The sequence below is a fragment of the Hymenobacter qilianensis genome, assembly GCF_014638675.1.
Taxonomy (GTDB): Bacteria; Bacteroidota; Bacteroidia; order Cytophagales; family Hymenobacteraceae; genus Hymenobacter; species Hymenobacter qilianensis.
Map to the genome: position 1 here is coordinate 88,279 of NZ_BMFN01000001.1, position 12,040 is coordinate 100,318.

The 12,040-nt window shown below is 53.3% G+C and carries 13 protein-coding genes; 9 read left to right on the forward strand and 4 right to left on the reverse strand.

The features are described from left to right. Nucleotides 1–157 precede the first annotated feature (157 nt). Nucleotides 158–1,825, reverse strand: a complete 1,668-nt coding sequence (locus IEW06_RS00355; RefSeq protein WP_188547146.1) for an ABC transporter substrate-binding protein — start codon at nucleotides 1,823–1,825, stop codon at nucleotides 158–160. Between the two features lie 93 nt (nucleotides 1,826–1,918). Between IEW06_RS00355 and IEW06_RS00360 the strand changes: the two genes are divergently transcribed. From IEW06_RS00360 to lepB, 6 genes are all read left to right on the forward strand, one after another. Beyond that, nucleotides 1,919–2,599, forward strand: a complete 681-nt coding sequence (locus IEW06_RS00360) for a metal-dependent hydrolase (protein WP_188547148.1) — start codon at nucleotides 1,919–1,921, stop codon at nucleotides 2,597–2,599. Nucleotides 2,600–2,698: 99 nt separating this feature from the next. After that, on the forward strand, nucleotides 2,699–3,505 hold the full coding sequence (locus IEW06_RS00365; protein ID WP_133272017.1) for a ParA family protein: 807 nt from the start codon (nucleotides 2,699–2,701) through the stop codon (nucleotides 3,503–3,505). A 170-nt stretch (nucleotides 3,506–3,675) separates the two neighbouring features. Continuing rightward, nucleotides 3,676–4,623, forward strand: coding sequence for a ParB/RepB/Spo0J family partition protein (locus IEW06_RS00370; protein ID WP_187731262.1), 948 nt, complete (start codon nucleotides 3,676–3,678; stop codon nucleotides 4,621–4,623). Nucleotides 4,624–4,678: 55 nt separating this feature from the next. Beyond that, nucleotides 4,679–5,287 (forward strand): DUF5683 domain-containing protein, encoded by a 609-nt coding sequence (locus IEW06_RS00375; protein ID WP_187731261.1) that lies wholly within the window; start codon nucleotides 4,679–4,681, stop codon nucleotides 5,285–5,287. Further along, nucleotides 5,284–6,003, forward strand: a complete 720-nt coding sequence (gene dapB, locus IEW06_RS00380; RefSeq protein ID WP_187731260.1) for a 4-hydroxy-tetrahydrodipicolinate reductase — start codon at nucleotides 5,284–5,286, stop codon at nucleotides 6,001–6,003. Before IEW06_RS00375 ends, dapB begins: the two co-directional genes overlap by 4 nt. Nucleotides 6,004–6,152: 149 nt before the next feature. Further along, nucleotides 6,153–7,313 (forward strand): signal peptidase I, encoded by a 1,161-nt coding sequence (gene lepB, locus IEW06_RS00385; RefSeq protein WP_187731259.1) that lies wholly within the window; start codon nucleotides 6,153–6,155, stop codon nucleotides 7,311–7,313. 86 nt (nucleotides 7,314–7,399) lie between these two features. Here lepB and IEW06_RS00390 read toward each other — a convergent pair whose 3' ends face one another. Beyond that, nucleotides 7,400–8,065, reverse strand: coding sequence for a uracil-DNA glycosylase (locus IEW06_RS00390; RefSeq protein ID WP_187731258.1), 666 nt, complete (start codon nucleotides 8,063–8,065; stop codon nucleotides 7,400–7,402). Between the two features lie 107 nt (nucleotides 8,066–8,172). Between IEW06_RS00390 and apaG the strand changes: the two genes are divergently transcribed. Both apaG and IEW06_RS00400 read left to right on the forward strand, forming a co-directional pair. After that, nucleotides 8,173–8,559 (forward strand): Co2+/Mg2+ efflux facilitator ApaG/CorD, encoded by a 387-nt coding sequence (gene apaG, locus IEW06_RS00395; RefSeq protein ID WP_133272011.1) that lies wholly within the window; start codon nucleotides 8,173–8,175, stop codon nucleotides 8,557–8,559. An 87-nt stretch (nucleotides 8,560–8,646) separates the two neighbouring features. Next, on the forward strand, nucleotides 8,647–9,477 hold the full coding sequence (locus IEW06_RS00400) for an O-methyltransferase (RefSeq protein WP_188547150.1): 831 nt from the start codon (nucleotides 8,647–8,649) through the stop codon (nucleotides 9,475–9,477). Nucleotides 9,478–9,504: 27 nt separating this feature from the next. Here the strand turns inward: IEW06_RS00400 and kdsA are convergent, their stop codons facing one another. Both kdsA and IEW06_RS00410 read right to left on the reverse strand, forming a co-directional pair. Beyond that, nucleotides 9,505–10,329: a 3-deoxy-8-phosphooctulonate synthase gene (gene kdsA / locus IEW06_RS00405; protein ID WP_187731257.1), complete on the reverse strand. Its 825-nt coding sequence runs from the start codon at nucleotides 10,327–10,329 to the stop codon at nucleotides 9,505–9,507. A gap of 14 nt (nucleotides 10,330–10,343) precedes the next feature. After that, nucleotides 10,344–10,943 (reverse strand): methyltransferase, encoded by a 600-nt coding sequence (locus IEW06_RS00410; RefSeq protein WP_188547152.1) that lies wholly within the window; start codon nucleotides 10,941–10,943, stop codon nucleotides 10,344–10,346. Between the two features lie 131 nt (nucleotides 10,944–11,074). On the opposite strand from IEW06_RS00410, the gene IEW06_RS00415 reads away from it, so the two are divergent. Beyond that, nucleotides 11,075–12,022 (forward strand): DUF8428 domain-containing protein, encoded by a 948-nt coding sequence (locus IEW06_RS00415; protein ID WP_187731256.1) that lies wholly within the window; start codon nucleotides 11,075–11,077, stop codon nucleotides 12,020–12,022. Nucleotides 12,023–12,040: the final 18 nt, after the last annotated feature.

Consider the following 12,040-nt stretch of genomic DNA (forward strand, 5'->3'; position numbering starts at 1 on the left):
ATATAAAAAGCCCCCCAGAATAGTTCTGGGGGGCTTTTTTGTGAAGGCTGATTTGTAGTTTGGCTTGGCGAATCGTCCGGGTCATTGCTTAGGCACATATAGCGCGAAGCTTCCGCTTCGCGCTACATCCCAAGGGCGGCTCAAACTAGCGGTTGCTTTATAGTTTCCGCACCCGCTCCAGTACCAGCTGATTCATTGGGTTTGGCTTCAGGCCCTGCACGTTGTTTTGCGTAAGTCGCACTACCTCATCGTAATACAGCGGAATAACGGGGCTTTCTTCCACTATAATGCGGTCCATCTGGCGGTATAGATCGTAGCGCTTCTCCGTATCCTGCTCCAGTTGGGCGAGTTCATAGAGGCGGTCATAAGCGGCATTTTTAAAGTGCGTTTTATTGGGGCCGGCGGGCGAAAAGTTCTTGCTGTAAAACAGCGCCAGATAGTTTTCCGCATCCGGATAATCGCCCAGCCAGGACTTAGTAAAAAAAGCCGCACGTCCGTTATCCACATTCTCCTGATGAGCCGCCCCCTGACTCACATCGATGGTCACCTGCACGCCCACTTCCGCCCATTTCTTCTGCAGATACTCTGTTATTTCCTTGGTTTCAGCCACCGTACCCAGGCGCAGGCGCAGTGCTTTGCCAACCCCATAGCCAGCGGCCTTCAGTAGCTCGCGGGCCTTTTCGGGCTGATAGGTGTAGCCGGGAACCAGCTTCTCGCTAAACGACGGCAAAGAAGCCGGCACAAACCCTGAGTTGCCGGGCCGGCCCACATTATTGAGGAAATAAGCAATCAATTCAGGCTTATTGAGCGCGTAGCTTAAGGCCTGGCGCACCCGTTTATCGCGCAGCGCAGGATTCGCCGCCTCCCCCCGCAGATTAGTAGGATCCTGCTGAATTCCAAGATATTCCGTGTTCAGATATGGCACTTTCTCAAAGCGGAACTTGCCCTCAAAATCTTCGCGGACAGTGCCATCGGGGTGCAAAATCAAGTCGCGCGAGCCGGCCCTGATGCCGCTCACAAAGTCAAGCTTACCCTGCTGAAACGTTAGAAACTCGGTTTTGCGATCCTGGATAAAGGATATTTGGACGGCATCCAGGTACGGCAGCGGCTGACCCTGCGCATCCTTGCGCCAGTAGCGTGGATTGCGGTGGTAAACAATCGCATTGCCTTCGTCCCAATCCTTAAACTGAAACGGCCCCGTACCTACCGGGTGCTCCCGGAAGTCCTTGCCATAGCGCTGCACTGCCTCGCGGGGCACCACGTAGGCGTAAGGCATCGTCAGAATGCTCAGAAAGGGAATAAACGGCTCCTGCAAATATATTCGCACAGTGCTATCGTTCACTGCCACAAAGGCCGTATCCGAAGGCTCGCCCGCGGCGTTTTCCAGCACTTTGCCCCTGAAAATCCAGCCGCCAGTGCTGGCCGTAACAGGATCGAGCAGCCGACGAAAACTGTACACAAAATCCTGAGCCGTTACGCGCCGACCTTTGCCCCCCGGAAATACCTCGCTGTCGTGGAAGTATACATTAGGCCTAAGCGTGAATGTATAGCGGCGGCCATCAGACGAAATATCGTAGTGCCGGGCCAGAGCGGGGCCGGGTTTTAGTTGGTCGTCGAGCTCTACCAAGCCATTATATAACTGCGTCACGGCCCATGTATTAGCCTGATTGCGGGCAAAAGCAGGGTCAAGCGAACTGAGGGCTTCTGGCTGGTTATAACGGAAAACGCGGCGCTCGTCGGTAGGGCTACTTGGGCCACCGCAGCTAGCTAATGCCGTGAGCAACGGAAGGGCAAAACCAGCAAAACGACGCAAAAACGGAAACATGAGAAAGGCGAAACAGTGTATATTTGTGCTAAGTTCGGTGCAAGTGTAACGCTAAATTGGCGTCTGACCGCTCCTTTCCGCTTCGCTTTATTTATGAAATTGACCTATTACGGCCACTCCTGCTTCCTGGCTGAGATTGGCGGCACCAAAGTGCTCTTCGACCCCTTTATTCGTCCTAATGAGTTAGCGAAGAACATTGACGTCGAGAAAATTGAGGCTGATTTTATCTTGCTCAGCCACGGCCACGGCGACCACGTAGCCGATGCAGAAGAGATAGGTAAGCGCACGGGTGCTGAGTTGGTGGGGATGTTTGAAGTGCTCAGCTGGTTTGAAGCGAAAGGCTTGAAAGCCAACTACAAAATGAACCTGGGGGGCAAAATAAAGCTGCCCTTCGGTACTGTGAAGCTAGTGCCCGCTGCTCACTCTAGTTCTATGCCTGATGGCTCCTACGGGGGCTTAGCGGCTGGCTTTGTAATTGAAACCACCGAGAAAAACTTTTACTTCGCCGGCGATACCGCCCTCACCTACGACATGAAGCTCATTAATGAGCGGCATGAACTGGATTTTGCTATTCTGCCCATTGGTGATAACTTCACCATGGGCGTTGACGATGCAATCGAAGCGGCCAACTGGGTAGGGGTCCGCCAATTTATCGGCATGCATTACGATACTTTCCCGCCTATTAAAATCGACCACGACGCGGCCCGCGAACAGGCCACGCAAGCCGGAAAAGAATTAGTGTTGATGGCCATCGGGTCGACAATGGAGTTGTAATTCAACTAGTTAAAAGGCTGAACGATTGATTTATAACATCAGCAATCAGCCTTTTACTATTTAGAATATCAGCTATTAAACAAGTAAGAATAAACCCACATGGGAAAAATTATCGCGGTAGCCAATCAGAAGGGTGGAGTGGGAAAGACCACGTCATCCATCAACCTTGCAGCTAGCTTGGCGGCTTTGGAATACCGTACTCTGCTCGTTGACGCCGACCCACAGGCCAACGCTACTTCCGGTGTTGGCTTCGACCCCAAGGATATTCAGAACAGCATCTATGAGTGCATGGTAGATGGCATCAATGCTCAGGATATCATTCTGCAAACCAACATCTTGCCTCACCTCGACCTTATGCCTTCCCACATCGATTTGGTGGGAGCGGAAGTGGAGATGATCAATCTGCCTAACCGGGAAGAGAAGATGAAAGAGGCGCTGCGGCCACTGGCTGATCAGTATGACTTCATCATTATTGACTGCTCGCCGAGCTTAGGTTTAATAACGGTGAACGCCCTTACGGCGGCGCACTCCGTTATTATTCCGGTGCAGTGCGAGTACTTCGCGTTGGAAGGCTTGGGCAAATTGCTGAATACCATCAAAATCATTCAGAGCCGCCTTAACCCGGAGCTGGAAATTGAGGGAATTCTGCTGACGATGTACGATGTGCGCCTGCGCCTCTCTAATCAAGTGGTAGAGGAAGTAAAGCTCCACTTTCAGCAACTCGTCTTCGATACCATCATTCCGCGCAACGTAAAGCTGAGCGAGTCGCCGAGCTTCGGTATTCCGGTCATTCTGCACGATGCGGACAGCAAAGGCTCAATTAGCTACCTGAACTTAGCCCGCGAGATTGTGGAGAAGAACTCGGTAGCTGCCGACCCGGAAGCAGCTGAGGATGAAGCAGCTTAAGGTCTGATTAACCGATGAAAAAACGAAAGCTGGCAGGTGGTGTTCCATCTGCCAGCTTTCGTTTTAGGGCAATGAAAGCAGCGGGAGGTAAAATTTCAGGTCCTTCCCCGGCGTTTGTGTATTTTTGAATCCCGCTTTGGCCCGGTACTGGGCTCAGGCTGTTAGTAGGTATGTCAGAGAAGAACGAAGAAAAAACTCCCGCATCAGTTCCGAAGCGCAAAATTGGCGGCTTAGGTCGCGGGCTAAATGCCCTTATTGAAGGCAGCTACGAGAAAAAAGGTGAACGGCTGGTGCCGCATCCGGTTAATTCGGTGGGCTTCATTTCGGTGAATCATATCGAGGCTAACCCGTACCAGCCGCGTACGCACTTCGACCAGCAGGCATTGCAGGAATTGGCTGAGTCTATTCGGATTCAGGGCATTATTCAGCCCGTAACCGTGCGCCAGTTGGGCACCAATTCTTATCAGCTCATCAGCGGCGAGCGGCGTTTGCAGGCTTCCAAGCTGGCCGGCCTGGACACAATTCCGGCGTATATCCGCAAGGCCGATGACCAGCAAATGCTGGAAATGGCCCTGATTGAGAATATTCAGCGCGAGAATCTTAACGCGATAGAAATTGCCCTGAGCTACCAGCGACTGGTAAGCGAGTGCAGCCTAAAGCAGGAAGAACTCGGCGACCGGGTGGGCAAAAACCGCTCAACGGTAACTAACTACCTGCGGCTGCTGAAATTGCCCCCCGACATCCAGATCGGCTTGCGCGACGCCGAAATTTCGATGGGTCATGCTCGCGCCCTCATCAACATTGAGGATGCCGAGCAGCAGCTGATGCTATATCGTCGCATTGTGGCCGAAGACCTGTCGGTGCGTCGTGTAGAACAGATTGTACGTGGTGGCGGTGCGGCCAGTGCTCCGGCCACTACGCCTGGTCAGAAAGCTCCCGAAAACGCCCCACAGCCAGTTCCCGTAGCCGAGTTGCGCCGCACGGAGCGTCACCTCTCCGACCGCTTCGGCAGCCGGGTGCAGGTGAAGCCAAATCCGCAGGGCAATGGCGAGATCAGAATTGCGTTTGACTCGGTGGAAGACATGCAGCGCATTCTTCATATTCTTCAACCGTCTTAGTAGGTAGCAACGGCAGATGACTGGGCATTGGAAAGCGGCGATTTTGTTATGCTTAGTGGGAGCCCCACTGGCCCAGTCGGCGCAAGCCCAGGTAGTTACTGCAGGTTCCGATTCGACTCAGGTCAGCACCCCAGCGGTAGCTGATACCACGCGGCGCACCGAGAGGCTATTCGGGCTTCACCTGACGCGGCCAGGCAAGGCTGCCATGCTGTCGGCGCTGGTGCCCGGTGCCGGCCAGATCTACAACCGCAAATACTGGAAGCTACCGATTGTGTACGGCGTGTTAGGTACGGCTCTTACGGTGGAATTTCACTTTCAAAGTCGCTTTAAAGAGTTTCGGGAAGCAAAAGCAGCCCGCAATGATAACGACCCTTTGACCATTGATACCGGCCCGCTTTCCAGTACGATCGAGGACAATGCGACCATCGACCGCGGTTTGATTATCTACCGTCGTAACCGCGACAAGTGGATTGCTTTTTCAGCCGTGGCTTACGCAATCGGCGTGGTTGATGCCCTCGTGGATGCCCACTTACGCGACTTCGACGTCAGTGACGATCTAAGTCTGCGCTTGGAGCCCACGATGCTCTACATGCCCACGGCGCAGCCCACAGCCGGCATCAATCTTAGTTTAAATTTGAAGTCTACTACCCGCTCAACAAAATGAAATTGCTGCTGATTGGCTACGGCAAAATGGGCCAGGCCATTGAGGCCCAGGCTATTGCCCGAGGCCACCAGATTGCTGGCATCGTGGACCCCTCGCGGCCCGGCGCGCGCATCTCCGACTTTGACGCTACAACCGTTGACGCCGCCATTGAGTTTACCCATCCAGATGCTGCCTTCGCCAATGTGAGTGCTGCCCTGCGCCAGGGACTTCCAGTTGTTTGTGGCTCCACGGGCTGGCTGCACCATTTTCAGGAAGCCCGCGACCTATGCAAGGAAACGGGTGGGGGGCTTTTTTACGCTTCTAACTACAGTGTGGGCGTGAACCTGTTCTTCCATTTCAACGAATACATCGCCGCCAAAATGCACCACTTCGGGGGCTACGATGTGCAGGTGCGCGAAATTCATCATACGCAGAAAGTAGATCAGCCCAGCGGCACCGCTCTTACCGCCGCCGAATCTATCATTCGTCACTTTCCGACCAAGACCATCTGGCGCAACGAGCCTACTTCTGCTCCGCAAGAACTGGCTGTACTTTCGGAGCGGACAGGCCAAGTAGTTGGTACACACATTGTTACGTACTCATCCCCCGCCGACACCATTGAGCTAAAGCACGAGGCGCACACGCGTGATGGATTCGTGCAGGGAGCGTTGCTAGCCGCCGAATGGCTGCCAGGCCGCAAGGGTGTATTTGGCATGAAGGAGCTACTCGGATTGTAGGAACGCACTATATTATGATGCGTGTTATTTGTCGATTATTCAGTGTCTGACCTATACAAAGCACATTCCTTCATTAATTCGGATATTTAATCATTCAATTGTATCCTTGCTTTGCTTGGGCAGCGTGCTGTCCGTTTTCGTCTTGATTTATGGCCGTAAAATTCTGGGAGAAAACCTCCACTACCGAAGCAGCACCAAAAAAGCCGAAGGGCTTTTTGCGGGAGTGGGGCGACGCCATTCTCTTTGCCGTGGTGGTAGCCTCGCTTATTCGCTGGGCCACTTTTGAGGCATACACCATCCCGACGCCTTCCATGGAAAGCTCCCTGCTGGTCGGCGATTATCTGTTTGTGAGCAAGCTGCACTACGGTCCGCGCACGCCCCAAACACCTCTGCAGGTGCCACTTACCCACCAAACTATCTGGGGCACGAACATTAAGAGCTATTCCGATGCCATTCAGCTTCCCTCCTACCGCTTGCCCGGTTTTTCGGAGGTAACGCGTGGTGATGTTGTCGTTTTTAACATTCCTTTCGAGAGCGAGCACCCTGCCGACCTGCGTACCAATTACATTAAGCGCTGCGTAGCTGTAGCCGGTGATGTACTGGAAATAAAGAAAACGCAGGTGCATATCAACGGTCAGCCGCTTGAGAATCCGCCACAAATGCAATCCAGCTATTACTTACAGGTAGCTGAGCCTGTGCGCGATAAGGTATTCCAGGATTTGGGTGTAACGGACTCCAACACGCCTAACGGTGTGCCCCAGGCGCAAACAACAGCTATTGGACCGGCTTACGTGGTAAATACTACTTCTACAATAGCAGCTTATTTCAAGCTGCAGCCCTTCATTAAAGGTGTGGTGGAAGAAGTAGCGCAGCCGGGCCAAGCTGAATCAGAAGTTTTCCCGAACAACCCTGACTACCCACACAGCACGCCTACGGCTGCTTTTCCTTGGAACCGCGACAACTACGGTCCGCTGCAAATCCCGAAGAAAGGCCAGACCGTGGAGCTTACGCCGCAGAACACGGCTATCTATCAGAAAATCATCATGCGCTACGAGCGCAATGAAGGCGTGACGTACGCGAATGGAGTGTTGTCGCAGAATGGCAAGCCGCTCACCAGCTACACCTTCAAGCAAAACTACTACTTCATGATGGGCGACAACCGCCACAACTCGCTCGACTCGCGTTACTGGGGCTTTGTGCCCGAAGATCACATCGTAGGCAAGGCCGTTCTGATTTGGCTCTCCGTAGATCCTTACGCTGATTTCTTCAGTAAAATCCGTTGGAGCCGTCTATTCGATATTATCCACTAAGTCAATTTCGATTTGGAATCAAAAAAGCCCCCCAGAACAATTCTGGGGGGCTTTTTTGATTAAGAGAGCAAACATCAAACGCTACTTTACCACTTAATTGGTTCTAAGCCGTGCTGACGCAGATATTCGTTGGTTTTGCTGAAGGGCCGAGAGCCAAAGAAGCCACGGTCGGCGGCGTAGGGCGAAGGGTGCGCAGCTTTCAGAACCAGATGTTTTTTCTCATCAATCAGCTCCACTTTCTTTTGAGCATAAGCGCCCCACAGAATGAATACCAGGTGCTCTTTCTGCTCTGAAACGCGCTGAATAACCGTATCTGTGAACTGCTCCCAGCCCTTTTTTTGGTGGGAGCCCGGCTCAGCAGCCCGAACAGTAAGCGTAGCATTAAGCAAAAGCACACCTTGTTCGGCCCAGCGGTCGAGGTTGCCGTTGGGAGCCGGCGGAGTTTCGGGCAGATCGGCCTGGAGCTCCTTGAAAACGTTTTGCAAAGAAGGCGGCGTGCGCACGCCATCTGCTACCGAAAAGGCCAGCCCATGCGCTTGGCCCCGGCCATGATACGGGTCTTGGCCCAAAATCACGACTTTGGTCTGGTCGAAAGGGCAGGCCTCAAAGGCATGAAAAATTTGCCCCCCAGGCGGATACACGGTAGTTGTGGCGTACTCGCCTTTTACAAAAGCGATAAGATGTTGAAAATAGGGCTTTTCGAACTCGTCTTGTAGTACTTTGCGCCAGCTTTCTTCTATCTTTATGGACATAGGGAAAAGATTTTTACGGGTTCGGCAAGCCTTTCTGCAGGCGGCTTGCGTAGATAAACCAAATTCCAAGAACGGCTGTTAGTTATCCACCGAACCGCACAGGCGCCATGAATACTACCACTACGCAGGGAGTGACCGTTAGTGTTACGACCAACTATCTACCCGATTATTCCAGCCCCGGCCAGGAACATTACGTGTTTGCCTATAAAATTGATATTCGCAACAACAGCGAGTACACCGTAAAGTTGCTCCGTCGCCATTGGTACATTTATGATGCTAACGGCGTCGTACGCGAAGTGGAGGGCGAAGGTGTTGTAGGTCAGCAACCTGTATTAGAACCCAGCGAGGCTCATCAGTACGTGTCAGGGTGTAATCTCAAAACCGGCCTTGGCAAAATGCGCGGCACCTACCAAATGGAGCGCCTCGCCGACGGCCGCGAATTCACGGTTGAGATACCAGAATTTACGCTGGTTGTGCCGTATCGCCTAAATTAGACTTCAGGTCAAATGGCTGAGTGGTTAAATGGTTAATCGTTCAACGACCAGCCATGTAGCTATCCACCCATTTAGCCATTCAACTTCTTGCTTTACCAAGCATTCAGTTACATCCGATTTTTGCTCCGCTCGGGGAATGCGCACGGCTTGCATTCCCCGTTCGTTTTTGCGTTATATAATAATGTGGTGCGCCATACCGGCTTTTTTGCCCGCTACGAGGATGTTGAGCACTGCCGCACCGAATTACTAGCCAGTGAGCAGATTATAACCGTAACCGACTTCGGGGCCGGCTCCCATACGGGCGCCGGTCGGCAGCGCCGCGTGCGCGACATTGCCCGCACCGCCGCCAAGCCGCGGCAGCTCGGGCAGCTTCTGTTTCGGTTGGTGAATCATTTTCAGCCGCGCACGGTGCTGGAGTTGGGCACGTCGCTGGGCCTGACTACTGCATACTTGGCTACGGCAAACAGCAAAAGCCGAATAATTACGTTTGAGGGCTGCCCGGCCACCGCTGCCGTAGCTCGCGAAACATTCAATAGCTTAGGTCTGCGCACTGTGGAGCTTATCGAAGGCAACCTCGATGATACCCTTGCCCCTACCCTAGCCGCACTATCTGCCCCCATAGACTTTGCCTTTTTCGACGGAAACCACCGCTACGAGCCTACGGTGCGCTACTTCGAGCAGTGCCTCGCCTGCCGCACCGACCAAAGCGTGTTCGTCCTCGACGACATTCATTGGTCAGCAGAGATGGAGAAGGCCTGGGAAGCCATCAAAGCGCACCCGGAAGTGATGTTGACCGTGGACCTGTTTTTTATGGGCTTGGTATTTTTCAGGAAAAACCAGCCGAAGCAGCATTTCTCACTCCGTTTCGATCATGTGATGGATAAGCTGTTAGACCGGGCTCGCCGCCTTTCGGCCTAAGCTTAACGGCACGCTGAGTCGTTTTGATTACCGAATTGCATCCCGCACTCGTGTGAGCTTCACCATCAATGCCTCCAACTGATCCAGAGGCAGCATGTTAGCGCCATCCGATTTGGCAGTGGCGGGCGTCGGGTGCGTTTCGATAAACAAGCCATCGGCGCCAACAGCAATGGCGGCTTTGGCGATGGTTTCGATGAGGGCCGGCTGACCACCAGTCACGCCGCTGGCTTGGTTAGGCTGTTGCAGTGAGTGCGTCACGTCCATCACCACGGGCACATCGAAGCGTTGCATCACGGGCAGATTGCGAAAGTCAACGACTAAATCGGCGTAGCCAAAAGAGTTGCCGCGGTCGGTGAGCACCACGTGCTCATTGCCCGACTGCCGCACTTTATCCACGGCAAACTGCATGGCCTCGCCCGACAGGAACTGACCTTTTTTAATGTTGACCACCTTGCCGGTTTTGGCCGCAGCCAAGAGCAAATCGGTTTGGCGGCACAGAAAGGCGGGAATCTGAAGGACATCCACGTACTCGGCCGCGAGAGCCGCTTCATCCGACTCGTGAATATCCGTGACGGTCGGCACCCCGATTTCGCGCCCTACTTTTTGCAGGATGCGCAACGCCGTTTCGTCACCGATACCAGTATAAGAATCGAGGCGCGACCGGTTTGCCTTGCGGTAAGAGCCTTTGAAGATGTAAGGAATTTGCAGCTTGTCCGTGATGTGGCGCACACGCTCGGCGATGCGCAAGGCCATGTCTTCACCCTCAATGACACAGGGACCAGCCATCAAAAAGAACTGACCGGAGTTGGTGTTGCGAAAATGGGGGAGCGCGTTGGCGAGAGAATTAAACATGAGCAGGGTTTTGATTACTTTTTCTCCAAACAAATAAACAACTCCCTATCCTGCCGGGGCCGGATGGAGTTGTACGCAGTATCGAAGTGAATGAACTTGAAATACGGCTCAAAGTACGCTCGGTACTCCGAGCGGGTGCCACCGAAAGGTGGTTCGGATGAGGGGCCAAAATCTGCCTCGAATAGCAAGCCCACTAATTTGCCCCCCGGCCGCAATAAATGCGCGCACTGCCGAGCATAATCCGGACGAAGCGTGCGGGGCAATGCACAAAAGAACGTCTGCTCTACAATTAAATCATAAGGGGGCTCAGCCGACAGCGCAAAAAAATCTTGCTGCAATAAATGCCCCCCAGGGAAGCTGGGCACACGCTGCTGCAGCGCTTCCAGTGCCTCCGGCGCCAGGTCGGCTACGAACACCTCGCTGAAGCCTTGGCGGTGCAGGTATTCGGCTTCATACGCCCTCCCCGCGCCTGGAATAAGGATACGCCGATTATCGGGTGGCCCTAACTGCTTAAAATAATCCTGTAATGGGGGCGTTATGGCTCCCACATCCCAGCCGGTTTGGCCGGTAGCATACCGGGTACGCCAATAGGTCTCATCAAGCAGTAAATCCATATTCGTGCAAATGGAGTATTTAGTGCCGAAACTTGCCCACGTGGGTAAGTCCTTTATTTTTGTGCGTAAAGGTAGCGTACCGTCCTAACTAGCCGCGTACTTCCACATTAATTAACCAATCCCCTTCCTCAATGGAACAAAACGAAAACACGGAGCCTAAAAACAAGAGCCGTCTTTTGCTGATAGTGGCTCTATTTCTGGTTCTGGCCGGTATCAATGCCCTGCTTTTCTACATGAACAATCAGAAAGGCAAGCAAAATGAACAGCTGACAGCCGAGGTAAAGGCAAAGGATGTCCGGCTTGAAGAACAAATCAAACAATACGAGACCCTCAAAGCCGATTTTGAGCGTCAAAGCCAGGAAGTACAGGCCATGGGCCTTGCCAATGACTCGCTGGAAGCCCGCATTGCTACCATCAACTCTGACTTGCTGAAGCTTCGCTCCTTCCGCAAAGGCAGCTTCTCGCTGGCCGAGCAAGCCCGCTTCCGCAACCGCGCCACCAACCTGGAGCAGCAACTTCGCAAAAAGGACGAGGAAATTGCTCAGCTGAAAGCCGACAACGAAGTATTGTACACGGAAACTACCACGCTGAAAGAGCGTCAGAACAAGCTCACCGACACCATTTCGACTATCGCTCGCACCAACCAGGAGCTTTCGGAGAAAGTAGCGGTGGCCTCCCGCCTTCAGGCCGACAATATTCGCGTGAACGTGATTAACGCTCGGAACAAAGAGAAGGACGACGACGATAACGAGTTCAAAGCCAAGCGTGTAGAGAAAATCAAGGTGACCTTCAACCTTGCCCGCAACGACGTATCGCCTAAGGAAACCAAGCAGATTATGATGCGCCTCGTGGAGCCCGACGGCTCGGCGCTGTATAACCTAAGCACCGGCGGTGGCACTTTCATGATTGATGGCTCCGAGGCCTTCTACACGGCCAAGCAGGACATCGTGTATGATAATACCCGTCAGCCCGTGCAGTTTGTGTACGCGAAAGGCGCAGCCTACAAAACGGGTCTTCACACCGTTGAGCTGTATGAAGGAGGCGTGATGATCGGCAAATCGACCTTCACCCTGAAGTAAGCCGCAGATCATTTCACC